Origin of the sequence: Altererythrobacter sp. B11 (genome assembly GCF_003569745.1) — a bacterium.
In the GTDB taxonomy this organism is placed as follows: Bacteria; Pseudomonadota; Alphaproteobacteria; order Sphingomonadales; family Sphingomonadaceae; genus Croceibacterium_C.
On record NZ_AP018498.1, the window covers coordinates 834,757 to 860,763 of the forward strand.

A 26,007-nucleotide genomic window follows, 5' to 3' on the forward strand; every position below is an offset into this window, starting at 1 on the left:
GCGGCGTTGCCCGACGTTCGGGCTTTCTCCGAGAGCGGGGCGAGTTCGGCGGGGCCGGAGTTCATCTGGCGCGACGTTACAGCGCAACAGGAGGCTCGAGCGTGCCGAGCCACGAAACAAGGATCAGCACCGCGATTCCCAACACCGTTTCGAGCGCAATACTTCGCCGCAGGGGAGGGAGTGCGCGGCGCCGGAGCTTCTCGTCGCTCAACGCCTTGCCCAGCGCGGGGGTGAGCCGAAAGCGGTTGGCGGCGGCGAACGCGATCATGATCACGAAGAGCACGATCTTGACGACCAGCAACTGGCCGTAGCGCGTAGTCCAAAGCTCTAACACCTTGTCCGGCCCCACCAGGACCCAGCTGTTGACCAGTCCGGTCAGCAGGATGAGCGCGACAGCGGCCGATCCGATCCCGGAAAAACCGTGCAGGGCTGCGTGGATTTCCAGGCTGTCGCGGTCGCTTCGGGGCCGGGCGAGAAGGAGTTGCCACAATCCGAACAGCGCACCGATCCAGACTCCGGCAGCCATGACGTGCAGAATATCGCTGAGCAAATGGACGGTACCGATGGACCCTTCTCCGGCCGCCGCGTGACCGAGCCAGGCGAGGCTCGCCGTGGCCGCCGTGCCAAGGACGGCTGCGGTCATCCAGCTGGTCCTTCCAGCGGGCAGGATGAGGAGCAGCACCGTTGCAAGCGTCGCCGCCGCCGCTCGAACCAGAGCCGCCTTGCCAAGATCCATTCCGAACGCGACTGTGCGCAGCGAGTTCACATCTAATCCATCGGACAGCGACCCTGCGAACAGAATCGACTGCGCCGCGACGGCCGCGAGGCTTGCGACTGCGAGAGCCGAGGCGGCGGTGAGCAGGAGAAGGCGTCGGGGCCGTGCCAGGCCTCCGCGTTCCGGGAACGGTCGGCCGCCCGAGTAAAGAAAGAAGAGCGATGCTCCCATGAGAAGCATCGCTCCCAGATATTGGATAAGCCTGAGGCTGACGACTACCGGCTCGATCATGTCAGCCGACCTTGAAGTTCAGCTCGCCCGTCATCTTATGGCCATCGGCGGTTGCAGCGCTCCAGACGACTTTGTAAGTGCCCTTGGGCAGCGCCTGTGCTGGAGTTCCGACGATCGTCTTGCCGTCCTTTGCCACCGCAGTCTTTACCGGAACCGCCATTCCGTGCTCGGGCATAGTCACCTCGAATTTGGAAAAAGCCGGCACGAGCTGTTCGTTGAACGTCAACGAGATGGCTTTGGGCGCTGCAGACACCGTGGCGTGATCGGCGGGATTGGAGGACGTAAGTTTGGCGTGCGCAAAAGCGGGCCCGGCGATCAAGAGCGATGCAGCGCCAATGGCGCCCAGAACGCTAGACGTAACGTTTTTCATTGGTCATCTCCTTTGGTGAAAATTATTCTACTTGTTGTACAAAAGGCATGTGAAGCACGGCTTAATACACGACCTTGTCCTGACTCTCAGGCTCGCGAAGATCCTTTCGTCATTTCCGCGGCGCGCGAGACGAGGAATGATATTGGACGATCTTCCATCCTCCATCGTCTTGCATCAGCACCGAAGTCGCGGCGCCTTCGCGGTCGATCACCCGTCCGTCGGATAATTCTATCCGGTAAGTGTATGTCTCGCGGCCATAGGCCATGCGGCCCATGGTGGTCACCGTCACCGTTGGTCTGCCGAAGGTGAAACTCGCAATCTCGGCAAGTTCGGGTCCGAGATGATGCTCCATGTAATTTGCGAAGCTGCCCTCGGCCTTCCCGTTCTCGAAAATGGCCGAGTCCTGGGCGAACAAATCCGTCATGGCCTTTGCATCGCGCGCGGTCAGCGCATCGCGATAGGCGACGAGCAAGGCTTCGGCGCCGGAAATTTCTTGAGCGTTAGGGGCTGGACCTCCCGCCGCGGTAGCCATGGTGTGGGCGGAATGATCCGGGCTCTGTGCATGGGCAGAAGCCGCAGGCAGCGCCAGGCCGAACGCGAGCGCGGCAGCAAGAAGAGGGGTTTTCATCGAAATGTCCTTGTTGAAGCTCAGAACCAGAATCGGACTCCGACCACGTAATTGGTCACGCTCGGATCATCCCCCCGCGCACGCGCGTAATCCGCGCTCTGGCCGATCTTCCAGGCTTGTTCGATACCGATGTAGGGAGCGAATTCGCGGGCGATTTCGTAGCGCAGCCGCACACCCAGCTCGAGCGTATCAAGACCGGCTCCGATACCCAGTTCGGGAATATCTTGCGCGGCCAGATTCACTTCGGCCCGCGGCTGCAGGATCAGGCGTTGAGTTACGCGCTGATCGAGCTCGCCCTCGAACCGGGCGGTGAGGTCACCCTTGTCTGACAGGAACGCAGCGGCATCGATATCGAAGCGGTAGGGCATCAGCCCCTGGATACCTATGACCCCGTAAGTCCGATCGCGCGGTGCGAAGTCCTGGCGCAGCCCCGTCTGAAGGTAGAACCACGGGCTGATTGCCCGACTGTAGAGCGCTTGTGTTTCCGCGCTTTCGATCTTCTCGCCGAAGCTTCCTTCGCCTTCGGATTTGAACCAGATCTTGTTGATGTCGCCGCCGTAATAGCCCTGGACATCCCACAGATAGCCATCCTTGCCCTGACGGACCTGGTATTCGGCGCGGTCCGCCATGAACCAGAGGAACTTCTGTCCGCCCTGTTCAAGGCGAAGCGCCTCGCGCGATCCGCGCATGGCTTCGGCGCCCCAGATGGCGTCGGCCGCACGCGGCGGTCCGGACCCGGCAGCGGCCGGCGGTGGTCCCTCGGGGATGGGCATGGCCATTGCGCCCATGTCCATCTTGGAGTGATCCATGCCGCTCATATCCATCTGGGAATGGTTCATCTGGCCCATGTCCATGTCGCCGTGATCTTCAGGCGAAGAGGGGGCGGGAGACGCAGCAGTGCCTTGATCCATCTGACCCTGATCCATTGCGCCATGGTCCATCATACTGTGGTCCATCGCGCCCTCGGCGGGAGGCGGCGAGACGCTGGTCGCGGCCGGAGCCTTCGGCGCTCCAGCCACGGGCTTCTTGGCCGGAGCGACTTTCTTTGCCGGCGCCGGGGCGTTCTTAGTCGGGGCTGGAGCAGGGGGCGCCTTCTTCGCCGGCGGAGTGGGTTTGGGGGTCGCCTTGGGGGCTGGCGTCGGCGTCGGCTTCGGCATCGGCATGCCCATGGGCATGCTGTGTCCGGCATGTTGCGCCACCGCCGGCGTCGCGACGCCCAGCATCATGAGTGCGATAAGCGGCCTCATGCGCCCGCTCCCGGCTGCGCGACGGTGACGATCTGAAACATCCCCGCATGCATGTGATAGAGCAGGTGGCAGTGGAACGCCCAGTCGCCGGGCTCGTTGGCGGTTAGGTCGAACGTGGCGCTTCCGCCGGGCTGGACGACGACCGTGTGCTTGTTCGGCTGATGTTGCGCCGGGGCGCCGTTGACCAGCTCGAAGAAATGCCCGTGAAGATGAATAGGGTGCGCCATCATCGTGTCGTTCACCAGCTTGACCCGCACCCGTTCGTTGTTGGCAAACCGGATCGGCTTATCGCTCACCGAGGAGAACTTCTTCCCGTCGAACGACCACATGAACCGCTCCATGTTGCCAGTCAGGTGGATTTCCATCTGCCGCGAGGGGGTACGCAGCTCGGCATGCGGGGCAAGCGCAACGAGATCCTTGTAGGTCAGAACCTTGTACGGGAGGCCGTCGAGTCCGATGCCGGGGTCGCCCATTCGATCGACCGGGTTCATCGCTACCATGTCGAGCCCGGGACCCACCTTGACATCAGGCGGCAGCATCGAGGTGTCGCGCATGTTCATGCCGCCCATGTCCATCCCGCCCATCGGCTCGGGCGCGGTGGTCATGGCCGGATTGGCTGCATCGCCCATAGCGCCCGACCCCATGGCGGAATGGTCCATGCCGGCCATACCACCCGCACCATGATCCATCCCTTCCATCCCTTCCATGCCTCCGCCGCCATGGTCCATTCCGCTCATGCCCATATCGGCCATGGTGAGCAGCGGCGGATCGCGTAGCACCGGAACCGGCGCGCGCGCGCCGGGGCGGCTGGCGAGAGTGGCCACCGCCATGCCCGAACGGTCCATCGATTCTGCGACGATCGTCATCGCCTCCCCGGTGGGCTCGACGACGAAGTCATAGGTTTCCGCGGTGCCGATCTGGAACTCCTCGACCGGCACCGGACGCACGTTCTGGCCGTCTGCGGCGACGATATGCATGGTTGCCCCCGGGATACGGACGTTAAAGAAGCTCATCGCACTGCCGTTGATCACCCGGATGCGGATCCGCTCGCCCGGTTTGAACAGGAACTCCATTCCTTCCTTCGGTCCGAAACCGTTCGCCAGATAGGTGTATGTCGAGCCGGTGACATCGAGGATATCCGTGGGCATCATGCGCATCTTCGCCCACATCCGCCGGTCAGCCCCGCTCAGCGGATAGTCGTCGGTCCAGGTGTTCTTCTGGTAATTGAAATAGCCTTCGCCCTTCTTGAGCTTGTCCATGACCGCGTGCGGCATCATCGGCGTGAACTCGCTGAGCAGCAGCACATAATCCCGGTCCGCCTGCACCGGGTCGGATCCGGCGGGATCGATTACGATCGGCCCGTAATGCCCGGCCTGTTCCTGAAGATCGGAATGGCTGTGCCACCAGTACGTGCCCGCCTGACGGATCGCCGGCAGGTCGTAGGTGAAAGTCTGCCCCGGCTTGATGCCAGGAAAGCTCACTCCCGGAACGCCGTCGAACTGAAATGGCACCAGAAGTCCGTGCCAGTGGATCGAACTGTCAGCATCGAGGGTGTTTGTGACGTTGAGCCGCACCGGCTGACCCTCCTTGAGGCGCACGAGCGGCCCGGGTACGCTGCCGTTTACGGCGATCCCGTGCCCCCGGCGTCCCTGGACCAGGCGCTGTCCTTCACCAATGGTGAGGTCGATGCTCGTGCCCGACACTTCGTCGAATCCTTGACGAATCAGCCCGCCCATCAAGCTGGCGCCGCGCGCCCAGGCGGGCACCGCACTCAGCAGGCCAATCGAGGCGAGCGAGGTCGCGCCTGTGTGCAGGAAGTGTCTACGATTCAACGCCGGCATATCTGTCATTTCCATTGAGCTGTTTCCATCTAATACGGCTGGTCAGTGCTCACCCCTCAAAAATCCGCGAATTTTTCTCTGAGCTGTTGCCGTGCCCGATATATCCTTGTTTCGACGGCCTTTTCGCTGATGTCGAGAATGGCGGCCGCTTCTGCCTGACTGCGGTTATCGAAGGTCACGAGCACGAACGGCTCACGCAGTTTCAAAGGCAGAAGGACTATCTCGCGTTCCACTTGCGCGAGCAGTTGTCGGCCATGCAGCTGGTGTTCCTGGTCGGGCGTGTCGTCGGCGATCAGAAAAGTGCCGTCATCGCCGCCTGAGCTTAACATTTGCGTAAAGCGCCTGCTGCGGATGGCATCGCGGCACTTGTTTATGGTAATTGTGGCCAGCCACGGCCCAAGGCGCAGCGCCGGGTCGAAGCGGGACAGTGCAAGCCATGCCGAAGCCAGCGCGTTTTGCACGGCGTCTTGGGAATCCGGGACGTTTCCGAGCATTCGGTTCGCCAGCGCGAGAAGTCGCGGCGTATGCTGTTGGAGCAAGCGGTCGAACGCGCTGCGATCACCGCCTTGCGCGGCTACTACCAGTGCACGCTCGTTCGTATCATTGGCGAATTCCATGTCCTCAGTCGGATGGATCGGCGGTCAGGGCGTTTGTCACCTCGTGGTCGAACGCGGACTGCTGCCGAGGATTGAGCAGGTCGCGCATGGCGAATACGTGACGAACGGTCGCCTTCTGGAGATCACCCATCCTCGTGTGGACCCGGTCGATCGCAATGCCGACCCCGGGTCCGTAGCGATGTTCACTCTCCATCGCTTCGGCGAGCTGAGCATTGGCCGACCTCAGTTCGAGCTCGAGACGGCGTTGCTCCACTGCAAAACGCTCTTCCAGTCTGTCGAGCTTCTGCTCCTGGGCGGGACTAAGATCGAGTTCCTCGTGTACGAACGCATGCAGGCCCGCAGGCGCTTTGCTTTCGGAGATCAGCCAGTTCGCGGCAATCGCACTCAAACTGCCCACAGCGGCCGCAATGGCGAGCAGAAGGACGGTCTGCCAGGTTCGCAGCTTCATGGGGAAACGTGGAGCAGCGCGGACGGTGCGAGCTGGGTCGTTTCCGCCATCAGGGGCGTCTCGGCTTGCGCATATAGGGGGAGGCCGCTTGTGCCCAGTCCAGCCCCGAGTGCAACGACGGCTACAACAAGTCCAAGCAGCGAACGACCGCGCCGATCGCGCCTTTCCTGCATCTGTCCTATCCGCTGCCACACGCCGGGGTAAAAATCGGGGCTCCAGTCGGAGGCGTGGGTGTTCGCTGCAAGTCTGGCAAGGGCATTGTCCAGAGTGACTTCGTCCATGGCTTCTCATTCTCCATCGCCGTTCTGCTTCTCATACGCGCCCCGACGCCCTAGCCCTCGAATATTTTTTTGAGGGCTACAGCCTTGTGCACCGTATCACAGTCAGACGCGTCTGCGCTTTGCCGGACTAAGGTGCTTCGAGGCCTCCCGGCTTAACAAGTTCCCTTGGCAGGGTAATTTCGCTCGTCAGCGTCGAAGATAGAACAATCGTATTCAGGGAGAGCTAAATTGGCTTACAAGAAACCCTATGACCTCAAGCGGCACTTGCCGAGTGTTTCGTTCGTCGTGGTGGCCTTGATGGCCTCCGCTGCCGTTGCCGGTGCCTTCATTTACACCGGGGTCTACAATATCGGCGCCGATGCCCCCCACTGGAGCTTCGTCTACAACACCCTCGACACCTTGCGGGAGCGCTCGATTTCGCGGGCTGCCGATGGCATCCGGGCACCGACCGATCTCGACAGCCCGGACCGGATTGCGAGCGGTGCGGGCCTCTATACGGAAATGTGCACGGGCTGCCATCTTGGCCCGGGACTCGAGCCGTCCGAAATGAGCCAGGGGCTCTATCCTCAGGCGCCCCGATTGGCCTCGGCCGGTCTTGATCACACGCCCGCCGAGCAATTCTGGGCGATCAAGCACGGAATCAAGCTCAGCGCGATGCCCGCGTGGGGCAAGACCCATAACGACGAGCTGATCTGGGACATGGTCGCCTTCGTGCGCAAGCTGCCCAAAATGTCGCCCGCGCAGTACAACGCAATCATAGCCAGTGCGCCCGCCGATCATGACGAGATGATGGAGGGCATGGCGCCGCCTGCCGACGGTGCTGACCACCACGGCGGTGGCTCGGGTCATGATGCAGCGATGGAGGGGATGGCGGCTCCTGCCGGAGATGCAGGCCATGTGGATCCACCGGGAGCCTCTCACGCTCACTGACGTTAAATCGAAGGCGGAGATACCTCCGACGTAAAGCGAGAAGTCCACTGACAGATCACCAGAAGCATGTTCATGACCAGGCGCATCCGGCGATCCCGGGAACGGCCGTCGATCCGGTCTGCGGGATGGTTGTGACGATCGAGGGCGCCAAGCACGTCGCCGAGCATGTGGGCGCAAAGCATTACTTCTGCTCGAGCCGGTGCAAGGACAAGTTCCTGATCGACCCGAATCTCTACTTATCGGGTGCCCACCTTGATGCGGTCGAGGACGCGCCCGAGGGCACGATCTACACCTGCCCGATGCATCCCGAGATCCGTCAGCCGGGTCCCGGGAGCTGCCCGATCTGCGGCATGGCGCTCGAGCCCGAAATGGTCAGCCTCGACGAGGGTCCCGATCCCGAACTCGTCGATATGCGCCGCCGCTTCTGGTGGAGCACGCTCTTTACAATCCCGCTGTTCGCCTATGCGATGGGCGATCTGATCCCTGGGATAAACTTTGACCGGTTGATCGAACCGGCAGGGGCGCAGTGGGTGCAGTTGCTGCTCGCAAGCCCGGTGGTCTTGTGGGGTGGGTGGCCGTTCTTCGTGCGGGCGATTCAGTCTCTCAAGACGCGCAACCTCAACATGTTCACGCTTATCGGGTTCGGCGTAGCGATCGCCTATCTGTTCAGCGTCGTGGCGACGGTTGCACCCGACCTCTTTCCCGCAGCGTTCCGCGATCATTCGGGCCGAGTGGGCGTGTATTATGAAGCCGCGGCGGTTATCACCACGCTGGTCCTGCTCGGCCAGGTCCTCGAACTGAAGGCGCGCGGATCGACTTCGAGCGCCTTGCGTGCGCTGCTCGAACTGGCGCCGCCGAGCGCGGTCAAGATCTTCGGCGTGGGCGATGAACGCGAGGTGCCGCTCGATCAGCTTGCCACCGGCGACCTCCTGCGCGTGCGCCCAGGCGACAAAGTTCCGGTCGACGGCGAAATCGAGGAAGGATCGAGCGCTATCGACGAATCGATGATCAGCGGCGAGCCACTTCCCGTAGCTAAACGGGCAGGCGACACCGTGATCGGAGGGACGGTCAATCAGACCGGCGGGTTCGTGATGCGCGCAACGGGCGTGGGCACGGATACGATGCTGTCCAAGATCGTGCAGATGGTGGCAGCGGCGCAGCGCAGCCGTGCTCCCATACAACGGTTGGCCGATCAGGTCGCAGGTTGGTTTGTACCTGTTGTCATCGGCATTTCGGCGGTCACTTTCGTCGTCTGGGCGATCTGGGGACCGGCGCCCGCGCTGGCCTACGCGCTGGTCAATGCGATCGCGGTGCTCATCATTGCCTGCCCCTGTGCCCTCGGCCTGGCCACGCCGATGTCGATCATGACCGGCACCGGCCAGGGCGCGCAGCACGGAATCCTGATCCGCAATGCCGAGGCACTCGAGACGCTCGAGAAGATCGATACGCTGGTCGTCGACAAGACCGGCACGCTGACGATGGGCAAGCCCGATCTGGTTGCGGTGACGACTGCGGAAGATATTGACGAGACCGGGTTCCTCGCCGCCGTCGCAGGTGTCGAAATGGGCAGCGAGCATCCGCTTGCACATGCCATCGTCGAAGGCGCGCGGGCACGCGGGGTGTCGCCTGCAGAGGCCACAGACCTCGCCTCCACGACCGGCGAAGGTGTCGAGGCGATGGTGCATGAGCGCCGCGTTGCCATCGGCAACGAGAAGATGATGCGGCGCGTGGGAATCGATGACGAGACCTGGCTCGCTTCGGCGGAAAGCGGCCGCAAACAGGGCCAGACGGTAATGTTCGTTGCGGTCGATGGCCGCCCCGCCGGACTGATCGCCGTCGCCGATCCGATCAAGCCCACGAGCGCCGCAGCCATCGCGGCGCTGCACACGCGCAACATACGCGTGGTTATGCTAACCGGTGACAGCCGGGCTACTGCCGAAGCGGTCGCGCGCGAGATGGGCATCGACGAGGTTCACGCGAATGTCTCGCCCGAGGACAAGCATCGCGAGATCGAACGGTTGAAGTCCGAAGGGCGCCGTGTCGCCATGGCGGGCGACGGCATCAACGACGCGCCCGCGCTTGCTGCCGCCGATGTCGGCATTGCGATGGGCACCGGTACCGATGTCGCGATTGAAAACGCCGGCATCACGCTGGTTCGAGGCGATCTGACTGGCGTCGTTCAGGCCATCGTGCTGTCCCGCGCCACGATGCGCAACATCCGGCAGAACCTGTTCTTCGCCTTCGCCTACAACACGCTCGGGATTCCGGTCGCGGCGGGTGTGCTGTTCCCGGTCTTCGGGCTGCTGCTCAATCCCATGATCGCGGCCGCCGCGATGAGCCTGTCGTCGGTCTCCGTGATAGCGAACGCGCTCCGCTTGCGCGGGCTTCGCCTCCCCACGCTCGCGAGCGGCATGGCGAAATGATTACCGCGCTTCTCATCGGCGTTGTGTTGTTCATTCTGGGTCTTTCGCTCCACCTGGGGATGCTTCGTCTGGCCAAGCGGGTCTCGCCCCCCGGGCGAGCCCCACGCGGAGCCCGCCTGGTCGGCGGCTCGCTGATAGTCCTTGTCAGCCATTTGGCTGTGGCTGCCTTGTTTGCGCTCGGCTTTGCCTTCGCCGCCAGTCTCGGGCTGGGCGGGTTTGCCAAGGAACCGTCTATGGCTTGGATGGATTACTATTACTTCTCGTTGATCACGGTCACCACCGTCGGTTTGGGAAACATTTATCCTACGCAGCATTTGCGGGTGATCACCGGAATTGCATCGCTCACCGGATTTCTCCTGATCAGCTGCACCGCCCAGTACGTCTATCAAACCATGAGCAAACAGGAGGAATGAATGCCCGAAAATCAACAATCACATCAATCGGGAGGGGGCGGCGGTTACGTACGCTTCATGTCGATGATCGCGACGTCCACCGTCGTCATGTTCTTGCTGATGTATGCCAACACCTACAGCGCCGACCACATCTTCTGGAGCGAAACACGCTTCTGGATGACCTTCGTCATGGGCGCGGTGATGATGGTAATCATGCTGCTGTTCATGTGGTCGATGTACAAGAACAAGACCAAGAATTTCATCATTCTGGGCACCGCAGCAGTGGTCTTCAGCCTGGCGTTGTGGCTCGTGCGAAGCCAGTCGACGGTCACCGATACCGAGTACATGAAGGCGATGATCCCTCACCACTCGATCGCGATCATGACCAGCGAACGGGCCCACATCCGCGATCCGCGGGTGCGCGAACTCGCCAAGGACATCATCGTCGCGCAGCGCCGCGAGATCGCCGAAATGAAATATCTGATCGAAGACATCGAGAGAAACGGCGTGCGCACTGCGCAAAGGCAGCCGCGCCCCGCCGAAATGGCTCCCAAGGCCGCACCCCTGGCCACGCCGGTAGAGGAGAATGCACAGTGATCCGTTTAGCACCGATTGCCGCCCTCGGCCTGCTGGCTCTGACCGGCTGCAACCAGAACACCGATCCGGGAAACGACCGGGAGGCTCAACTCGAGCCTGCGCCGACACCGGCGCCCAAGATGGGCGCCGCCGAGGCACTGTCGGGCATCGCGACCGAAGCAATCCAGCCGGAGACCATGAGCGATGCAGATGTCGCGAGTCTAGGAGGAATGAGCGGCAAATGTTCGCTCCGTCTGACCGCGGTCGGCTTCCCGTCGTTCGTCTACGACGATCCGCAGGGCACGGGCGTCATCAAACTCAACGGCAAGCTGATCCCGCTGGCCTCGCGCGGCGAAGGTAAGTTTGCGGATGGCGGTCTGCGCGTCGAACTGCGCCCGGTCGATCAGGAGTTTGGGGACGATGGCAGGCGCGAAGCCGAGATGATCATCTGGCTCCCAGAAGCGAAGGATGAGCTGGGCTTCCGGGGGTACGAGGTGTGCACCCAGAAGCGATGAAGGAAGCGAACGGCCCAAGTCCAAGGAAAGTTTCAAGGAGTACAGACGATGCCGCCCGTTCATCCCGCCCTTGTCCATTACCCCGTAGCCTTGGGAGTCACCTCAGTCATCGCAGATACCGTCGCCGCGGTCGCTGGGTTTCCGCAGCTGTTCGTCGTTGGCCAATGGGCGATGGCGATTGCAGCGGCAGGTGCGGCCGTGGCCGCGCCGGCCGGGTATTGGGACATGAAGCGGGATGACTTGGCGCATGAGACGCATGAGCTCGTCCACCTGCACATGAAGTCCGGCCTGACACTCGTTGTTGCACTAGTGATCGGCGCGATCTGGCGCTGGTCGCTCGATAGCCCGGCGGTAACTTACCTCTTATTTGCGTGGATTGTTCTTGGAGGCCTGACCCTGCAGACCTGGATGGGCGGAGAAATTGTGTATGTCCATGGCGGCGGGGTTGCAGCCGCGGGTCAGGGGACTGCGCCCGAAGCTGAAGCGAAGAGGCCTTCGCGAATGCTGTACCGGCGTTTGAGCGGCGAGCGTGAGGGCTCCGGAAGCGGCGAGTGATCAGCTCCGCCTTTGTGCGAGGCAGATGATTTCCACTTGGGCGTAGCCACGCTTCAACAGCCGTTGACTGCCGTTGGCGCGGCGTAACGGTCTGCGCCGACATCTCCCGACGGCTTTACCACAATGGAAACCGACAAAAGCGTGAAGGACCTCACGCGTGCTTCCTCGCAGTTGATATGCCAATGGAACGAGACACTATCTGAAGTCTTCTAAGAGTGAAGCACCTCGAAGGGACACCGGCATGCACAAGGAGATATCCTGGCGCAGTACCCTGATCGGCGCGGTAGGTATGCTCATGATAATGGCTACGATCGCGCTCGTCGTCATCCTCACAGGCAGTTACAACGTCGCGGCCGACGAGCGCCATACTACCCCCGTTGAATGGGCGCTTAGCACTTCAATGGAAAATTCGGTCCGGGCGAGAGCCGAAAATGTTCAGCCGCCGCCAACCTTCACGTCGACCATGATTTCGGCCGGCGGAGCGGAATACAAGGCCATGTGTCAGCACTGCCACGGTGGTGTAGGAGCCGCTAAGGAAGAGTGGGTGAAAGGAATGCGGCCCCAGCCCCCCGCGCTCGCCTCGGCAGCCAAGGAATGGCAGCCTGCTGAGATTTTCTGGCTTGTGAAGCACGGCGTCAAAGCAACTGCCATGCCTTCTTTTGGCGATACACATGAAGATGCGACAATCTGGAATATCGTCGCTTTCGTGAAAGCGATGCCGAGCATGAGCGCAGAGCAATACGCCGCCTACGCGGCCGAAAGCGGCAGTCACTCAGAGGAGGGCGAAGGCGCCGCTCATTCGCACTGATTGGTAGCGCGTCGAATCTCAGCCGAGGCTTCGGCCGAGTGCGGGAAGCGCATCCCTACCCAGGCTGTGCTTCATCCGGCCTCCGCAATAATCAGAAAATCGTGCCCCTGCAGCGGACTCAGCAGGAGCGCCGCTCCCACTCCCAAAGCGATGATGAGAGCCGACGCAAGCAAGACCGCAACACCGCTGCCGCGCGAGAGTGTCCAGACGTCTGAACCCGGAGCCGCGAAGTAAGCCGGCCCGATCACACGCAAATAATAGAATAGCGAGGCGACGGTGTTTGCCACGGCAAGCGCCGCCAGCCATCCGTAGCCGCCGTCGATCGCCGCGAGAAACACCGTCAGCTTGCCGACGAAGCCCCCCAAAGGGGGAATTCCGACGAGCGAGAACAGTGCCAGGATTAGGGCGAAGGCGACCCATGGCCGCTGTCGCCAGAGACCCGCGTAATCTTCGATTCGCGTTCGTCCGCGCAAGTGCGTGACCACCGCGAAGGCAGTGAGGTTCGCCGCCGCGTACCCCAACAGAAAGAAGATCAACGCTGGCAGCGCCCCGGAAGTGCGGCCGATCACGGCCACCGCAACTAGCGCATAGCCAGACTGCGACACCGAGGACCAGCCGAGCAGCCTGCGCAAGTCGCTCTGCCAGAGTGCTGCAAGGTTGCCGAGTGTCATCGTCAGCGCTGCCAGAACGGCGATCAGCGGACGCAAGTCGATGAGATCGACCGGGAACAGCATCACGACCCGGGCCAGCGCGACCGCTGCGCCGATCTTCGGCACGACCGTCAGGAATGCCGCCGAGGGAGCTGGGGCGCCTTCGGCTACATCGGGCATCCAGCTGTGGACCGGAACCGCACCCATCTTGAATGCTATGCCCAGGATTGTCAGTCCGGCGCCGATCACCAGCAGCGGTGAGGCGGAAGCGCCTTCGCTCATCCGCACCGCGATTGCATCGTAGCGCGTGCTTCCCAGCATTCCGAAGATCAGCGTCACGCCGATCATCAGCAGCGTGTTGGCGAAAGCGCCGATTAGGAAATACTTGACGCCGGCTTCCACCGAGATCGACCAGGCGCGGTGATAGGCCGCCAGCGTGTAGCCGGTGATCGACGAGAGCAGCACGCCGACTGACAATTCGAGCAAGTCCGCCGCGCCTGCCATCAGCATCGCACCCGCGGCCGAAAGCAGTAATAGCGCGTAATACTCGCCGTGCCGCCGATCGCTGCGCATCCACCCCGGCGTCATGGTCACGACCAGCGCTGTGCCGCCGGCGATGAGCAGTCGTGCCCAGATAGCGGCACCGTCGAGCACCCAGGCGCCCGAGAAGCTCAGCTTGGGCGCATCGGTGAATTGCAGGACGCACGCGAAGAAGCTTGCCCCAAGCCCGATTAGCGCCACCAGCGCACACCAGCCCTGGCGTTCATGGGTGACAAAGGATGCCAGCAAAAGTGCCGCGACGGCTGCGACCACGAGCGCGATTTCAGGAACGACGTCGCCGATCGCCACTTCAGCCGGCTCCACCGATCAGTGCGCGCGCCGAAGCGGTGATCGGGTCGAGCAGCCACGCCGGCCACACCCCGATCAGCACCACCAGCGCCAGCAGCACCGTGAGCACGGTAATTTCGGCGCCTCGCAGGTCAGCGAAGGCGCTCGTGCCGTCTGGGAGCTTGCGCTTGCCGAAGAAAATCGACCGCACCATCGTCAGGAACAGCGCCGCGGTCAGCAATATGCCGATCAGCGCCAGTCCGGCGAGCCAGGGGTGAACCGCAAACGTACCTGCGAAGATCTGGAACTCGGCGACGAACCCGGCCAGCCCCGGGAGACCGAGGCTGGCGAATGCGGCAAGGATGAAAGCGGCGGTCAGCTTGGGCGCCAGTCCGGCAAGGCCGCCATAGCTGGCGAGCGAATACTCTTTCGTGCGCTGCCAGAACGCGCCGGTCATCAGGAACAGCGAGCCCGTAATGAGCCCGTGTGCCACCATCTCGACCACCGCACCGGTCAGCGCCAGTTGCCGCGCTGCCTCGTGGCCCACAATGAGCGAGCCGGCTGCGGCAATGCCCAGTACAGTGTAGCCCATGTGATTGACCGAGGTGTAGGCGATCCTGCGCTTCATGTCCTTCTGCCCGAGCGCAACGAGTGCGCCCCACAAGATCGACACCAGTGCGATGATGCCAATCCAGATCGCATAACGGGCAAAAGTCTCGCTCATCATCGCCAAGGGAATCCGGATCAGCCCATATGTCCCCATCTTGAGCAGGACGCCGGCCAGGATTGCCGAAGCCGGCGCGGGCGCCTGGACATGGGCGGGCGGCAGCCAGGTGTGCACCGGGAACAGCGGCGTCTTGATCCCGAAGCCGAACACGAAGCCGAGCAGCACGAGGCCTGCGCGCAAGCCCCCATCCGCCAGCGGCTGACGCGCGATCAGCTCGCGCATGTCGAAGGTCAGCGGTCCGCCGTCTGCCAGCACGAGGCCGAGGACGGCGAGCAGGATCGCGAGTGATCCCGCGAGCGTATAGAGGAAGAACTTGAGCGCCGCGGCTTGCGAATCGCCGTGGCCCCAGCGCCCGATCAGGAAATACATGCCGACCAGGCTGAGATCGAAGAACACGTAGAACAGCAGCAGGTCGAGCGCCAGAAACACGCCGAGCGAAACGCCTTCGAGGAACAGGATCCAGGCGTAATATTGCCGCGCGCGCTCGCCGAGCTCGATCGGCCATGCGGCGGCGGCTAGAAACAGCAGTGCGCTCATCGTCGCCACCACCAGTGCGATTCCGTCGACGCCGAGCCGCCACCCCACCCCGAGAGTGGGGATCCACGGCAGGTCCTCGACCGCCTGGAACATCGGCGCACCCGCACGCGTGTCGAAGCCGAGCCAGACCGCTACCAGCAGCGCCAACGGAACGGCGCTGACCGCCGCGGCCGAGAGCCGCGCCGCGCCTGCACTCATACCCGGCCTCAGGGCCAGAACCATCGCGCCGACCAGGGGCAGAAGAATGCAGAGCGTAAGCATGGTCAGGTTCCCAAGAAGGTGAGAGCGACAATCAGGGCTATTCCGCCGGCGATCGCCACGTAATACTGGTGGCTCATCCCGGTCTGGAGACGGGCGGAGTAGCGGCCGCCTAGCGAAACCGCACCGCCGGTGCGTTCCGGCAGCGCATCGACCACGGCCTCGCCGATGCTGCTCGACACCTGCGCCAGCCATTCGCCGAACTGACCGGTCAAGATGATTCCGCGATCGACCAGGGCCTTGTCCGCCTTAGCGAAGCTTGCGGAGCCCAGCCGCCCCAGCTTCGTCACGCCGCGCGCGAGCGCAGTGACGATCCGCTCGTCCGCCTTACCCGCGAGCCGCGCCAGCGCCAGAACCGGCTCCGTCACCGCCAGGCGGATCGCTGCGGGAAGACCGACCCATTCGGCGAGGGACTGCGAAATTCCTTGCGTTCCGAGAGTTGGCCTCTTCGCCAGTATCGTACCCAATGCAAGGCCGCTGGCGACCAGCAGCAGCGACAGCAGCAGTTCGCTGGTTCTGGAAGGCGGCAACGTGGCGTCAAACTTCGCGGCCATCGCATCGGGCAAACCAGGCAGCCACAGCAGGCCGAGCAGGAGGCTGGCGAGCGCCAGCAGAACAGCGGCCGACTTCTCCGCCCAGTTCGGCAGGTACGCTCCGCCATCGCCTTTCTTTCGGCCGAACACCATCAACTGGAAACGGGCGGCATAGGCGGCGCTCAAAGCCCCCGCGAGCATCACTGCCACTGCAAGCGCGAAGCCATGATCGCCGGCCGAACCGATCACTTGCTCCTTCGTCCAGCCACCGCCGAGCGGCGGTACTCCCGCAAGCGCCAAGGCCCCGATGCCGCTTGCCACAGCAGTGACGGGCAGAACCCTCGCGAAGCCCATATGACGCAATTGAAAATCGCCGGCGCGCTCCCCCGCGATGCCCGCGGCGAGAAACAGCAGCGCCTTGAAGAAACCGTGCGCGACGAGATGCAGGATCGCGACCAGCGGAAAACCCGCGCCCGTAGCCACGAACATCAGCCCGTAATGCGCCGAAGTCGAGGCGGCGAGCAGCTTCTTGGCGTGCGGCTGCATCAGCGCGACGATCCCGCCCGCCAGCGCCGTGGTCAGGCCGATCGCGATTACGGTCGGGCCAAACCACAAAACCGGTGCCAGCACCGGCTCCAGCCGCGCCAGCAGGTAGGCGCCCGCCGCGACCATCGTGGCTGAATGCAGCAGCGCCGACACCGAGGTCGGCCCGTCCATGGCCCGGAAGAGCCAGGGCGAGAATGGCACCTGACCCGATTTGGCCGCTGCCGAAACCAGCACGCCCGCCGCGACAAGGGCCAACAGAGGCGACGGGAGCGTGGACAGGGCCGCGAAGTCGAAGCTGCCGGAGCCGGCGAAGGCCGCCATTGCCGCGACGAACAGGCCGAGGTCGCCCGTGCGCGTTGCGATGAATGCGAAGTTCGCCGATCGTCCCGGCGCGTCCTCATGCCAGCGGTGCCCGATCAGGGCCCACGAGCAGGCGCCGACCAGCTCCCAGCCGATCAGCACCGTCAGCAGGTCTCCAGCTATCACCAGCAGCTCCATCCCGCCGACGAAGGCGAGCATCAGTGCGATGAGCCGGCGCAGGCCCGCCGCCTTCTCGTGCGCGGTGGCATAGGTCAGCACCGTGAAGGCGACTGCCGGCACGAGGATCGCCACCATGCGCGAAAGCGGAGTAAGCGTGGCGGACATTTCCAGTCCGCCGCCCCATGCGATCCTGCTCGTTGCCCCTGTATCCGACAGCAGCGCCAAAACCAGAGTGCCCAAGAGCACCAGACTGGCTCCGGCGCCCAGCCAGACCCGGCGCTTTGGTTCGGCGAAGGTGAGCAGAGCGCCGACCAGCGGCAACAGAAAGAGCGCCCACTCCGTCATTCCTTCAGTGTCTCCAGCCCTTCGGTGGTGTCGACCTGTCGCCGGCGATAGACCGCCGCCACCAATGCAAAGCCGACCGCCATTTCCACCGCCATCACCGCCATGACGACGATCGCCAGCAACTGGCCTTTGGGCGGGCCCCCGACCCCGAGTGACCAGAAGCCGATGACGGCGAGAAGCACACCATTGAGCATCAGTTCCAGTCCCATCATCAGCATCACGAAGCTCTGTTGCGACAGCGCGCCGTAAAGCCCGGTGCCGATCAGCGCGGCGGCGACAACCAAGACGGCCGTGACCGTCATCCCTCGCTCTCCTCCTTGTTATCTTCCTGCTCAGCTTCCGGCCGCCGCCCCGCAGGCTCCCCGCCAGGGACCAGCCCCGGCGGCCGCGAGCCTTCGTCTGAGGGACCAAAGCGGCCGCTGCGGGCCGAGAGCACGACCGTGGCGATCATCGCCGCGAGCAGCGTCACGCCAGCGCTTTCGAAGATCAGCATCGAGGAGCCGAGCAGCTCGGTCCCTAGATCGCGGATTACTGGCGCCCCCGCCGCGATGCGGTCACTTGGCAGATCGCTCAGCAGGATTGCGACCGTCAGGCCGGCAAACGCGGCAACTCCTGCGCCAATCGACAACCGGTTCTGGTGAACCATATTCATCGGATTGAGCCCGGCCGGGTTCATCATGAACATCACCATGAACAGCGCCATGACCATCATCTCCACCGCCATCATGAATATAGTCGCCATGCCGATATACGGCGCCGCGAGCAGGAGCATGATCGCGCCAACGGCGATGAACGACGCCATCAACAGGAACGAAGCACGCACCATGCTGTCGGTGCGGAATACGCGCCAGCCGCTGACGACAGCCACGAGCGCGAGCAGATAGAAGGCGAGATCTGCGGCGCTCACGGCAGCGCCTCGACGCCGGCGATGGCGAGATCGAGGAACGACAGCGGCAGCAGGACGGTCCACAGCAGCGTCATCATCCGCGCGACCTGGAAACGCGCGAAGCGCTGCCCTAGCCACACCATTACAACCAGCAGAACTGCTGTCTTCAGGGCCAGCCATACGGGACCGGGCAGCCAAGGGCCGAGGTAACCCCCAAGGAAAACGCTCGCCCCCATCGCGGCGAACGCGGTCAGCATCGCGAGGCGCGCGATGGCCCACGCGAGTCGCGCAGAACCGGAAGTTTCGCTCTGGGTTCCTCCGGCAAGGTCGGCCGAATCGGCGTAGTCGAACGGCCCACGCAAACTGATCGCAAGGCCGAGCAGAAGGAATAACGGCAGCCCGAGCGGTTGGCGAACGACGTTCCAGAGTTCGCGCTGCGATTCGACGATCGCACTCACCGCCAACGATTGCGCGGGAAGCGCTGCACCGATCAGCACAAACATCGACAGCAGCATCGCCGGCAGGCCAATCGCGACGAAGCGATAGCCTCCGATCAGCGGCAGCAGTGAATTGGCCGACCAGCCGTGGAGAAACACCGCTACGATGGTCAGCGCCTCGCACGCACCCCACAGCACGATGCCGCTGTCGAGATCGGCGACAGCGAGGCCGCGTGCGAATGACACGACCGACAGACCGGCGGCGGCGAGTGCGAAGTAAAGCACTGGCGCCAGCACCCAGTTCACCCGATCGGGTCGCTCGGTGCGGATAGACTGTTGTAGCAGCAATCGCGCCGCCTCGGCGAAAGGCGCTAGCAACCCGCCTTGGAAGCCGCCGCCGCTGACTTTCGCGAAGATCAGCCGCTGGATCGTCGCGGCAAACCAAATGCCGGTCAAAAGCATGACAACGACGAGGACGATCGCGATCATGTTGCTTCGATCTCCCCTTTCTCGTCTGCGCCGTCTTGACGTTCTTCGGACGGTTCGGGCCGGGCAATTCGCCTCAAGGTCTGCGGATCGAAGCAGTTGATGAGCAGCATCGCCTCCTGCCATTCCAGTCCCGGCAGGCGATCGACCAGGCGCGTGTCGTCCTCAGGGCCGACTGCCTCACCACCGCCAAGCGCTTCGGCAAGCTGGTCCCGTACGCGTCCGAGGCGGGGTGGGATCGCCAGGAACGCGCCCGCCCGCCGCGCTGCTTGCAGAAGAGAGGCTCGCTCCGCTCCTCCTTCTGCCGCCGCTCGCCGGCAACGCAGAGCCAGCGCACCGAGTTCGAGCAGCTCGAGCATCCGCGCGGCGCGCAACAGCGGTTCGGTAGAGGCATTGCTGTCCGGCCAAGCTGGACTGCAAACCCGCGCCTCCTGGATGACATCGCCCTGAAGCGTCATCTCCAGCGCAAGGCCGGGCGGCAGCAGCGGGAAGAACGGCCCAAGCGTCACGGTCATTGAATCCAGCTCGAGGCCGTCGCGCAAGTCGGCGCCGATCATGGCCATTTTCCGGCCATAAGGCGTTCCGCCCATCATGCCCTTTCCGCCCTGGCCGTGTTCGCCCTTGCCGCGCCATGGGTTGGGGGGCGCGTCTGCCAGCCACGCCTCTTCGGACCTGCGCGCGCCCGTCAGCAGATTGCGGTCTAGTGCATCGAGTATCGGCGCCGGATTGTCATGGGCTGCGACCGACGTGGGTGCCGTTGCGCAGTCGAACGGCTTGCAACCCCACCACAGCGTCGTTCGCGGGTGGGGAAGCTGATCGTGCAACCGCTTCAGCGCATCGGTGTCGCTTTCGCGCAGGCTTCCGGCGACGAGCAGGATCGCAGCGTGACGGATGCTCCGCACCGCCCTGACAGAAGATTGCCGTGATAGCCGGGCGACCATCGCCTCTCCGCCCAAACCGAAGGCTGGGTAGAATGGTGCCGCGGAGCGGGCCGCAAGGCGTGCGAGCACGCTCACTGCCAGCGAAACACACCCTCGCGCCAGGCATAGACGATGCCGACACCGAGGATCGACAGGAACATGCCCATTTCAGCCAGCGCCTTGAGGCCTTCCTCGACGAAGACCACGGCCCATGGATACATGAACATCATCTCCATCTCGAAGGCGATGAAGAGCAGCGTCATTGGATAATAGCGCAGATGATATCGCTGCCATGCGTGCGAGCGCTGGCTGCCGCCGCCGAGGAAGGGAATCTGTTGTGGCTGCGTTTGGTTATGTGAAATGACCACAGGCGACGCCAAAACGACGAGAGCTATTGCTATCGCTGCGAATGCGATGAGGGCGGTCAGCTGGCCAAGGTCGCGCATTTGTGAAATGTCCCGCTGTGTTCAATGCGAACGCGCTGCAACCTATGAAGTTTCGCATTGCAAAAGGGAGTGTCAATTTAGGAGCTGAAAGGCCTGGCACGCATCGGAGCGCTGGATAGAAATGAGAGAGGTGACGGGACAGTCCGTTCGACAGCTGGTTCCGCTCGTCGGAGCGCTCGGTATTCCGATCGCTTTAGGGATCACCAGCGGATCTATCCAGTTGGCAATACTCGCTCTGAGTCTGACCATTGCGCTCAACACAATTCTGCTAGGGGTGGCGTTCGCCGCGATCGTGTTCACGAGGAAGCCTCAAGATGCCTTCCATATGCTGATCGTTTCGAACCTTTCTTCGGATTTGGCTCTAGTTTCCGCCATCAGCGTGGCAATATGGATTGGCGCAGAGGTATGAGCCCGATCCGTATCGGAGTTCTCTTGGGTTGGCTGGTCAGCGAATTGCGATTCGAACACCGGCGCGGGATGCCGGCGGTTCCCATCCACAAAGCCGTCACGCGTCGCTTGCGCCGAGCCTTCGCTGCGGCTGGGCTCCTCACCTGAAGATCGCGGCGCCACTTGTCTTGGCGCAAAAAGCCGCGCTGAGTATTTTGCGAAGCTCGCGCTCGCCAGCGGCGCGACGCTGGCGGCTCATCTTGCGTTTTGATCCGGCTAGTATCGATCTGGCCTGGAGCCGGTATTGCACTAGTCTGTCGGAATGAACCTCGACGAACTTTTGCTGCGCTATTTCCATGACACCGAATTGTCGTCGGTCAGACCCGACATGCTCACTTCGGGCATTGAGCGCTGCCAGGTCGATCTCGCACTCGAGCAGGATCGAGGAAAGCGCTTCGCCCTGTGGACGCTGTTGCACATGTTTGGGGCCGCCCCTGAGATCGATGTCGTGTTCAAGGATGCCGGTGATCGCGACGCTGGCCGCAATCTTATGGATCCGCTGACTGCAAACGAAGTCGACGCAGCCACTGAATGAACGAAGGAACGCTGGACCCCTTCAGGCTGAATCGGAGCCCAGTCCGGCTTTCATGCGAACCTGTCTGAATCAGGTCAGCTGAGGGATCGCAACCCGTTCGCTTCCGGCCGTGTTGCCCGCTGCGCGGGCTGCCCGCACCACCCGTCGCGAACGGGTTTCCCTTGGCCATGCGGCCTGCGGTGCGACCCTCCCATGCCCTGTTTCTCATCGACGTTCGCAAGCCGGAAACGGGTTCCGGTTGGCAAGCTGAAGGAGAAATCATCATGACCAATCTCGTTATCCTCACCGGCCGCATCGCCCGCGATCCGGAGGCCCGCGAAACCCAGGGCGGCACCAGTGTCACCGGGATCACCGTGGTCACCGACCGTCCCGCGCGCGACAAGGACGGCAAGACCTACAAGGACGAAAGCGGATACACCGCCAAGGACAGCGAATTCCACCGGGTGACCTGCTTCAACGGTCTCGCCAAGACCGTCGGCCAGTACTGCTCCAAGGGTCAGCTGGTTTCGGTCCAGGGCCGCCTGCACTACACGCAGTGGGAAGACCAGGACGGCATCAAGCGCTACGGCTGCGAGATTCTCGCCGACAAGGTCGACTTCCTCTCCCGCGCCAGCGGCGGCGACAACCAGGACGCACCTCCGATCGACTGAACGACCGATCCACCTCTCCGAGAGGCCCTGCCCGCCGCGGCAGGGCCTCTTTTTGCCGTGACAGACCAGGCTGGAGCCCGCCTGGCAGCGTGAATGGACAAGGCTGCGGCGGAATACCGTCGTCGATCGATGATGCCGACAGTCCCGTTCACGATTCAGTGGGCGTGCACACCTGGTCGCGCTCCACCGGCGTTCCCGGCTTCCTTCGATACGTGGCGTGCTATTGCCCGACGCAAGGTGGGTGGGGTCCTGGCTCACGGCTATCCCAGCATGATGGCCCGGTTCCTTCCGCCTCAAGGACGTGCGGGGCCCCACCATTTTGCCCGCCGCCGGACTGCATCCGGCCGCGCCCAAAATCGTTGCCCCCACCGCCGCTCGCGCGGTCGCCCCTGCGGAGCGATCCTGTGACCCGGAAGGCCCCAGACCATCGGCCGACCTCCTGTCGTCTCACGACAGTTTCAGGAGGATTATCATGGCTTGTTCAATGCATTGCCCGCTGCCGTCTCGCAGCTATTTCGCGGCTCTGGAAACCGCCGAGAAAAGGGCGCTTCACAGCTTCTTCGACCAGCATGTCGTCGAGGATGCCGAACTGGGATACTTCGCGCTCGACGAAGGCGACTACAATGCGCTGCCCGCGCATCTGGCGTCGCGGGTGGTTCACACGGTTCATGGGGGCATGCTCGAGGATTACTGAGCCTCGGCGGAGCGGGAACCGGATCGCGGTTCCCGCTCCCTTTTTTCATGTTTGCCCGGGGGTCTTCAGCCTGCCCGGACGCCCCAGGACCGCCGCCGCGATCCGCAGTGGGGTCGGACGGATCATCGGGCTCGCGCGCAATTCGAGCGGGGCTTTGGACGCACTCTGTCCCGCGCATCTGGCGATGCGCTCCTGAGGGTGCGGCGTTTATCGGTTTTGGGGCCCCGCATGCACTTGCGAACCGACGCCGGGTCGGACCGGCGCGAAAGCGGCGGGAGCGACAGGCCCCGCTCCCTTGCTTCGCACGCGGACCTTGGCCGACGCCTTGTCCGCAGGTGCAGTTTGTGTCGGCCCCGCGCGGCGGCAATCTTTCTCGGTCGGCGATCGGATGTCCGCGGTGCCGCGCGCGGGGGGTGACAAATACGAACCCGCAAATCTGTCGCTCCTGCGCCGCTCCCCGCATGCGCCATCACCCTCTGCGACCGGCGGCAGCTTGCCGCAGCCGCCGAAGCCTTGCGGAGAGTGTTCATGTCAACCGTTCCCGACCCGGTCCGACCCCGGTTTCTGCGCACACCCGATGCCGCGGTGCATCTGGGGCTGTCGCCGCGCACGCTCGAGAAACACAGGTGCTATGGCACCGGTCCGGTCTATCACAAGCTGGGCGGACGTATCGTCTACCGGCGCGAGGATCTCGATGCATGGGCCGAGCAGGGCCTGCGCCATTCGACCAGCGATCCCGGGCGGGGCATCGTCCATCCCGCCAAGCGGATCGACGGCTACACCGGCGCGGTCCGGCGCTGAGGCTGCATGCGTGCCCGCCGGACCTTTGCCCGCGCCGCCGAGCAGCTCGACCTTTTCGTCGGGGTCGGAGGCGACATTGCCGCGCGCGATGCGCAGGACCTGATGGCCTGGCCCTTCTTCAGCCTCGCGAAATCGAAGCGGGTGAAACCGATCGACTTTCGCATGGGCAAAGTCTCGATCCTGGTCGAGGCGACGGTCGAACACGGCATGGCGACCATCTGGGACGCCGACGTGCTGATCTGGGTGGCCAGCCAGATCGTCGAGGCGCGCGATGGCAACAGACCGACCTCGCGGCTGATCGCCGCAACGCCGCACGAGATACTCGCCTTCACCGGGCGCGGCACCGGCAAGGCCGGGTACGAGCGGCTGAGGGCGGCGCTCGACCGGTTGCAATCGACGAGCATCGCCACCTCGATCCGCCAGCGCGGCGCGCGTCGGCGCCATCGCTTCTCCTGGATCAACGAATGGCGCGAGCGGCTCGACGAGGACGGCCGCGCCCTCGGCATCGAGATGATCGTGCCCGACTGGTTCTACGAAGGGGTGCTCGACCGGGCGCTCGTGCTGACGATCGATCCGGCCTATTTCCAGCTGACCGGCGGGCTCGAACGCTGGCTCTACCGCATCGTGCGCAAGCACGGAGGCAGGCAGAAGGGCGGGTGGAGCTTCGACATCGCTCATCTGCATCTCAAATCCGGCGCGCTCTCGCCGCTGAAGCGGTTCGCCTTCGACATCCGCGAGATCGTCCGGCGGCAACCGCTCCCGGGCTATCGGCTCGCGCTCGACCATCAGCTCGGCCGCGAACGCCTGAACTTCACGCCGTTGCCGGTCGATCCCTTCGACGCCGCCAGGCGCCGGATCGGCATGGCCCCTGTGGAAAAGTGCGGGTGATGTTCGGACTATCAGGAACCGCGCCGTTCGGACTATCGGGAACCGGAAGTTCGGACTATCGGGAACCGAAACCGTGCGCAAAGCCCCGGAATTGCTGCGCTTCCGGGCCCCTTAACTATCCTAACAAGGAATCCTATGGATTCCTGCTAACGACACGGCGCCTGTGCGCCGACGACAGTTCGGCTCCGCCCGCGGCAGGTGCAAGCACGCACTTTGCCAATCCGCCACTGACCCACGTCACGCTGGTGTGGCAGGAGGGGGTTTGCGAGGACTGGCTGCGCTTCGGCAAACCGGTCGCCGAGCGCATCGTCGATCGCCGGACTCGCATCGAAAGCTACGCTTCGGGCCAGCTCTTCGCGCTCGTGCGCTGGGCAGCCAACGACTACGGAACCGTGCGCTCGACGCTGGACATCGTGCGCGCAGTCGGTCGAACCGAGCCTTATACGACAGTTTCACAAGTCGATCCGGGCGGAGAGCTCCTGCTCTCGGTGCGCGGCTGGCCACGCGTGCGCCGTGTCCTTGCGCTGATCGATGCGGTCGAAGCGGGCGGCACCGACCCGTGCGACACCGCGCCCGATCACTGGCGCCATGTGCACAATCGCCTCGCAGCGGGCCTGCCGCCGCGCGCCTATGCGCCAGGACGGCATCGCGTCTGGCTCCGGCGCCGAAAGCTCTGGCCGTGAAGCGCGGCACGGTCCTTGTTGCCGGCGCGGTCGCCGCAGCGGCTCTGCTGAGCGTCGCCGCGCCGCTGCCGCGCGTGCTCGTGTGGAATGTGACGGCCAGCGTCCCGACCGGGCTTTATTATATCGGCGATACAGCCGGCTTGCATATCGGCGAACGGGTCGCACTCGATCCTCCATCCCTGCTGCGCGATTATCTCGCATCGCGCGGCTACCTTCCCGCGGGCGTGCCGCTCATCAAGGAGCTCGCGGCACTGCCTGGCGACGTCGTCTGCCGCGATGGTCTTGCGATCACGATCAACGGTAGCCCGGCCGGATCGGCGCGCGCACGCGACCGGATGGGGCGCGTCCTGCCCGCCTGGCGCGGGTGCCGGACCATCGCCGATCGCGAGATCTTCGTGATGAATCTGCGCGCGCCGGACAGCTTCGACGGACGCTATTTCGGGCCGCTGCGGCGTGATCGCATCATCGGGCGCGCCCGCCCGGTCTGGACCGACGAGGCCGGTGACGGCGCGCACGTCTGGTTCGCCGGGCCACCACGAAATTCCCACCCCACCGTCAATGAAGGAGATATTCCATGAACTGCATCGGTACCT

General features: G+C 63.7%; 31 protein-coding genes. 15 read left to right on the top strand and 16 right to left on the bottom strand.

Translation table 11 applies throughout. The features are described from left to right. Nucleotides 1–76 precede the first annotated feature (76 nt). The 8 genes from copD to AEB_RS04025 form a co-directional block, all read right to left on the bottom strand. Nucleotides 77–1,006, bottom strand: a complete 930-nt coding sequence (copD, locus tag AEB_RS03990) for a copper homeostasis membrane protein CopD (protein ID WP_119082043.1) — start codon at nucleotides 1,004–1,006, stop codon at nucleotides 77–79. Nucleotide 1,007: 1 nt separating this feature from the next. Then, complete coding sequence (gene copC / locus AEB_RS03995) at nucleotides 1,008–1,376, bottom strand: copper homeostasis periplasmic binding protein CopC (RefSeq protein ID WP_119082044.1); 369 nt, start codon at nucleotides 1,374–1,376, stop codon at nucleotides 1,008–1,010. A 109-nt stretch (nucleotides 1,377–1,485) separates the two neighbouring features. Beyond that, the gene (locus tag AEB_RS04000) at nucleotides 1,486–2,004 is read right to left on the bottom strand and encodes a YybH family protein (RefSeq protein ID WP_119082045.1); all 519 of its coding nucleotides are present in this window, start codon (nucleotides 2,002–2,004) and stop codon (nucleotides 1,486–1,488) included. Nucleotides 2,005–2,024: 20 nt separating this feature from the next. After that, entirely contained in the window at nucleotides 2,025–3,251 is a 1,227-nt protein-coding gene (locus AEB_RS04005) for a copper resistance protein B (protein WP_119082046.1), read from the bottom strand. After that, nucleotides 3,248–5,092 (bottom strand): copper resistance system multicopper oxidase, encoded by a 1,845-nt coding sequence (locus tag AEB_RS04010; protein WP_119084438.1) that lies wholly within the window; start codon nucleotides 5,090–5,092, stop codon nucleotides 3,248–3,250. Before AEB_RS04010 ends, AEB_RS04005 begins: the two co-directional genes overlap by 4 nt. Before the next feature lie 56 nt (nucleotides 5,093–5,148). Further along, complete coding sequence (locus tag AEB_RS04015; protein ID WP_119082047.1) at nucleotides 5,149–5,709, bottom strand: RNA polymerase sigma factor; 561 nt, start codon at nucleotides 5,707–5,709, stop codon at nucleotides 5,149–5,151. Between the two features lie 4 nt (nucleotides 5,710–5,713). Continuing rightward, on the bottom strand, nucleotides 5,714–6,157 hold the full coding sequence (locus AEB_RS04020; protein WP_231958896.1) for a Spy/CpxP family protein refolding chaperone: 444 nt from the start codon (nucleotides 6,155–6,157) through the stop codon (nucleotides 5,714–5,716). Then, a complete protein-coding gene (locus AEB_RS04025; protein WP_231958897.1) occupies nucleotides 6,154–6,438 on the bottom strand; it encodes a hypothetical protein in 285 nt (94 codons plus the stop codon). The genes AEB_RS04020 and AEB_RS04025 overlap by 4 nt, the downstream gene beginning before the upstream one ends. Nucleotides 6,439–6,666: 228 nt before the next feature. Between AEB_RS04025 and AEB_RS04030 the strand changes: the two genes are divergently transcribed. From AEB_RS04030 to AEB_RS04060, 7 genes are all read left to right on the top strand, one after another. Beyond that, nucleotides 6,667–7,368, top strand: coding sequence for a c-type cytochrome (locus tag AEB_RS04030; protein ID WP_231958898.1), 702 nt, complete (start codon nucleotides 6,667–6,669; stop codon nucleotides 7,366–7,368). A 125-nt stretch (nucleotides 7,369–7,493) separates the two neighbouring features. After that, nucleotides 7,494–9,791: a heavy metal translocating P-type ATPase gene (locus tag AEB_RS04035; protein ID WP_119082048.1), complete on the top strand. Its 2,298-nt coding sequence runs from the start codon at nucleotides 7,494–7,496 to the stop codon at nucleotides 9,789–9,791. After that, the gene (locus AEB_RS04040; protein ID WP_119082049.1) at nucleotides 9,788–10,204 is read left to right on the top strand and encodes a potassium channel family protein; all 417 of its coding nucleotides are present in this window, start codon (nucleotides 9,788–9,790) and stop codon (nucleotides 10,202–10,204) included. Before AEB_RS04035 ends, AEB_RS04040 begins: the two co-directional genes overlap by 4 nt. A gap of 63 nt (nucleotides 10,205–10,267) precedes the next feature. Further along, nucleotides 10,268–10,780: a DUF305 domain-containing protein gene (locus AEB_RS04045; RefSeq protein ID WP_119084442.1), complete on the top strand. Its 513-nt coding sequence runs from the start codon at nucleotides 10,268–10,270 to the stop codon at nucleotides 10,778–10,780. Continuing rightward, on the top strand, nucleotides 10,777–11,274 hold the full coding sequence (locus AEB_RS04050; protein ID WP_231958899.1) for a DUF6692 family protein: 498 nt from the start codon (nucleotides 10,777–10,779) through the stop codon (nucleotides 11,272–11,274). The genes AEB_RS04045 and AEB_RS04050 overlap by 4 nt, the downstream gene beginning before the upstream one ends. A gap of 48 nt (nucleotides 11,275–11,322) precedes the next feature. Beyond that, a complete protein-coding gene (locus AEB_RS04055; protein WP_119082050.1) occupies nucleotides 11,323–11,829 on the top strand; it encodes a DUF2231 domain-containing protein in 507 nt (168 codons plus the stop codon). Nucleotides 11,830–12,070: 241 nt separating this feature from the next. Continuing rightward, on the top strand, nucleotides 12,071–12,637 hold the full coding sequence (locus AEB_RS04060; RefSeq protein WP_119082051.1) for a c-type cytochrome: 567 nt from the start codon (nucleotides 12,071–12,073) through the stop codon (nucleotides 12,635–12,637). A gap of 71 nt (nucleotides 12,638–12,708) precedes the next feature. Here the strand turns inward: AEB_RS04060 and AEB_RS04065 are convergent, their stop codons facing one another. The 8 genes from AEB_RS04065 to AEB_RS04100 form a co-directional block, all read right to left on the bottom strand. Next, complete coding sequence (locus AEB_RS04065; RefSeq protein ID WP_119084444.1) at nucleotides 12,709–14,136, bottom strand: NADH-quinone oxidoreductase subunit N; 1,428 nt, start codon at nucleotides 14,134–14,136, stop codon at nucleotides 12,709–12,711. A 1-nt stretch (nucleotide 14,137) separates the two neighbouring features. Then, nucleotides 14,138–15,577: a complex I subunit 4 family protein gene (locus AEB_RS04070; RefSeq protein ID WP_231958900.1), complete on the bottom strand. Its 1,440-nt coding sequence runs from the start codon at nucleotides 15,575–15,577 to the stop codon at nucleotides 14,138–14,140. A gap of 65 nt (nucleotides 15,578–15,642) precedes the next feature. After that, nucleotides 15,643–17,541: an NADH-quinone oxidoreductase subunit 5 family protein gene (locus AEB_RS04075; protein ID WP_119082053.1), complete on the bottom strand. Its 1,899-nt coding sequence runs from the start codon at nucleotides 17,539–17,541 to the stop codon at nucleotides 15,643–15,645. Continuing rightward, a complete protein-coding gene (gene nuoK / locus AEB_RS04080; RefSeq protein ID WP_119082054.1) occupies nucleotides 17,538–17,843 on the bottom strand; it encodes an NADH-quinone oxidoreductase subunit NuoK in 306 nt (101 codons plus the stop codon). Before nuoK ends, AEB_RS04075 begins: the two co-directional genes overlap by 4 nt. Continuing rightward, entirely contained in the window at nucleotides 17,840–18,448 is a 609-nt protein-coding gene (locus AEB_RS04085) for an NADH-quinone oxidoreductase subunit J family protein (RefSeq protein ID WP_119082055.1), read from the bottom strand. The genes nuoK and AEB_RS04085 overlap by 4 nt, the downstream gene beginning before the upstream one ends. Then, on the bottom strand, nucleotides 18,445–19,353 hold the full coding sequence (locus tag AEB_RS04090; RefSeq protein ID WP_119082056.1) for a complex I subunit 1 family protein: 909 nt from the start codon (nucleotides 19,351–19,353) through the stop codon (nucleotides 18,445–18,447). Before AEB_RS04090 ends, AEB_RS04085 begins: the two co-directional genes overlap by 4 nt. Continuing rightward, on the bottom strand, nucleotides 19,350–20,291 hold the full coding sequence (locus AEB_RS04095) for a hypothetical protein (RefSeq protein ID WP_145985262.1): 942 nt from the start codon (nucleotides 20,289–20,291) through the stop codon (nucleotides 19,350–19,352). The genes AEB_RS04090 and AEB_RS04095 overlap by 4 nt, the downstream gene beginning before the upstream one ends. 71 nt (nucleotides 20,292–20,362) lie before the next feature. Then, nucleotides 20,363–20,716, bottom strand: a complete 354-nt coding sequence (locus AEB_RS04100; protein ID WP_119082058.1) for an NADH-quinone oxidoreductase subunit A — start codon at nucleotides 20,714–20,716, stop codon at nucleotides 20,363–20,365. A gap of 121 nt (nucleotides 20,717–20,837) precedes the next feature. Between AEB_RS04100 and AEB_RS04105 the strand changes: the two genes are divergently transcribed. The 8 genes from AEB_RS04105 (at nucleotide 20,838) to AEB_RS04140 (ending at nucleotide 25,992) form a co-directional block, all read left to right on the top strand. Next, entirely contained in the window at nucleotides 20,838–21,125 is a 288-nt protein-coding gene (locus AEB_RS04105; protein WP_119082059.1) for a hypothetical protein, read from the top strand. Between the two features lie 300 nt (nucleotides 21,126–21,425). Further along, complete coding sequence (locus tag AEB_RS04110) at nucleotides 21,426–21,698, top strand: hypothetical protein (protein WP_119082060.1); 273 nt, start codon at nucleotides 21,426–21,428, stop codon at nucleotides 21,696–21,698. 263 nt (nucleotides 21,699–21,961) lie between these two features. Further along, entirely contained in the window at nucleotides 21,962–22,348 is a 387-nt protein-coding gene (locus AEB_RS04115) for a single-stranded DNA-binding protein (protein WP_119082061.1), read from the top strand. Nucleotides 22,349–22,820: 472 nt separating this feature from the next. Further along, nucleotides 22,821–23,042, top strand: coding sequence for a hypothetical protein (locus AEB_RS04120; protein WP_119082062.1), 222 nt, complete (start codon nucleotides 22,821–22,823; stop codon nucleotides 23,040–23,042). A 528-nt stretch (nucleotides 23,043–23,570) separates the two neighbouring features. Then, complete coding sequence (locus tag AEB_RS04125; RefSeq protein WP_119082063.1) at nucleotides 23,571–23,843, top strand: helix-turn-helix transcriptional regulator; 273 nt, start codon at nucleotides 23,571–23,573, stop codon at nucleotides 23,841–23,843. 6 nt (nucleotides 23,844–23,849) lie between these two features. Further along, nucleotides 23,850–24,731 (top strand): replication initiator protein A, encoded by an 882-nt coding sequence (locus AEB_RS04130; protein WP_119082064.1) that lies wholly within the window; start codon nucleotides 23,850–23,852, stop codon nucleotides 24,729–24,731. Between the two features lie 161 nt (nucleotides 24,732–24,892). Then, nucleotides 24,893–25,414, top strand: a complete 522-nt coding sequence (locus AEB_RS04135) for a DUF2840 domain-containing protein (protein WP_442858058.1) — start codon at nucleotides 24,893–24,895, stop codon at nucleotides 25,412–25,414. Further along, a complete protein-coding gene (locus AEB_RS04140) occupies nucleotides 25,411–25,992 on the top strand; it encodes a S26 family signal peptidase (RefSeq protein WP_119082066.1) in 582 nt (193 codons plus the stop codon). The genes AEB_RS04135 and AEB_RS04140 overlap by 4 nt, the downstream gene beginning before the upstream one ends. Nucleotides 25,993–26,007 lie beyond the last annotated feature (15 nt).

Coding starts and splice junctions, on each gene's coding strand:
- AEB_RS04040 (WP_119082049.1), top strand. CDS start 9,788: ATGATTACCGCGCTTCTCATCGGCGTTGTGTTGTTCATTCTGGGTCTT.
- AEB_RS04035 (WP_119082048.1), top strand. CDS start 7,494: ATGGTTGTGACGATCGAGGGCGCCAAGCACGTCGCCGAGCATGTGGGC.
- AEB_RS04060 (WP_119082051.1), top strand. CDS start 12,071: ATGCACAAGGAGATATCCTGGCGCAGTACCCTGATCGGCGCGGTAGGT.
- AEB_RS04105 (WP_119082059.1), top strand. CDS start 20,838: ATGAGAGAGGTGACGGGACAGTCCGTTCGACAGCTGGTTCCGCTCGTC.
- AEB_RS04025 (WP_231958897.1), bottom strand. CDS start 6,438: ATGGACGAAGTCACTCTGGACAATGCCCTTGCCAGACTTGCAGCGAAC.
- AEB_RS04115 (WP_119082061.1), top strand. CDS start 21,962: ATGACCAATCTCGTTATCCTCACCGGCCGCATCGCCCGCGATCCGGAG.
- AEB_RS04110 (WP_119082060.1), top strand. CDS start 21,426: ATGAACCTCGACGAACTTTTGCTGCGCTATTTCCATGACACCGAATTG.
- AEB_RS04100 (WP_119082058.1), bottom strand. CDS start 20,716: ATGCGCGACCTTGGCCAGCTGACCGCCCTCATCGCATTCGCAGCGATA.
- AEB_RS04130 (WP_119082064.1), top strand. CDS start 23,850: ATGCGTGCCCGCCGGACCTTTGCCCGCGCCGCCGAGCAGCTCGACCTT.
- AEB_RS04055 (WP_119082050.1), top strand. CDS start 11,323: ATGCCGCCCGTTCATCCCGCCCTTGTCCATTACCCCGTAGCCTTGGGA.
- copC (WP_119082044.1), bottom strand. CDS start 1,376: ATGAAAAACGTTACGTCTAGCGTTCTGGGCGCCATTGGCGCTGCATCG.
- AEB_RS04125 (WP_119082063.1), top strand. CDS start 23,571: ATGTCAACCGTTCCCGACCCGGTCCGACCCCGGTTTCTGCGCACACCC.
- AEB_RS04120 (WP_119082062.1), top strand. CDS start 22,821: ATGGCTTGTTCAATGCATTGCCCGCTGCCGTCTCGCAGCTATTTCGCG.
- AEB_RS04015 (WP_119082047.1), bottom strand. CDS start 5,709: ATGGAATTCGCCAATGATACGAACGAGCGTGCACTGGTAGTAGCCGCG.
- AEB_RS04075 (WP_119082053.1), bottom strand. CDS start 17,541: ATGACGGAGTGGGCGCTCTTTCTGTTGCCGCTGGTCGGCGCTCTGCTC.
- AEB_RS04010 (WP_119084438.1), bottom strand. CDS start 5,092: ATGCCGGCGTTGAATCGTAGACACTTCCTGCACACAGGCGCGACCTCG.
- AEB_RS04045 (WP_119084442.1), top strand. CDS start 10,268: ATGATCGCGACGTCCACCGTCGTCATGTTCTTGCTGATGTATGCCAAC.
- AEB_RS04020 (WP_231958896.1), bottom strand. CDS start 6,157: ATGAAGCTGCGAACCTGGCAGACCGTCCTTCTGCTCGCCATTGCGGCC.
- AEB_RS04000 (WP_119082045.1), bottom strand. CDS start 2,004: ATGAAAACCCCTCTTCTTGCTGCCGCGCTCGCGTTCGGCCTGGCGCTG.
- AEB_RS04095 (WP_145985262.1), bottom strand. CDS start 20,291: ATGGTCGCCCGGCTATCACGGCAATCTTCTGTCAGGGCGGTGCGGAGC.
- AEB_RS04005 (WP_119082046.1), bottom strand. CDS start 3,251: ATGAGGCCGCTTATCGCACTCATGATGCTGGGCGTCGCGACGCCGGCG.
- nuoK (WP_119082054.1), bottom strand. CDS start 17,843: ATGACGGTCACGGCCGTCTTGGTTGTCGCCGCCGCGCTGATCGGCACC.
- copD (WP_119082043.1), bottom strand. CDS start 1,006: ATGATCGAGCCGGTAGTCGTCAGCCTCAGGCTTATCCAATATCTGGGA.
- AEB_RS04090 (WP_119082056.1), bottom strand. CDS start 19,353: ATGATCGCGATCGTCCTCGTCGTTGTCATGCTTTTGACCGGCATTTGG.
- AEB_RS04070 (WP_231958900.1), bottom strand. CDS start 15,577: ATGAGTGCAGGCGCGGCGCGGCTCTCGGCCGCGGCGGTCAGCGCCGTT.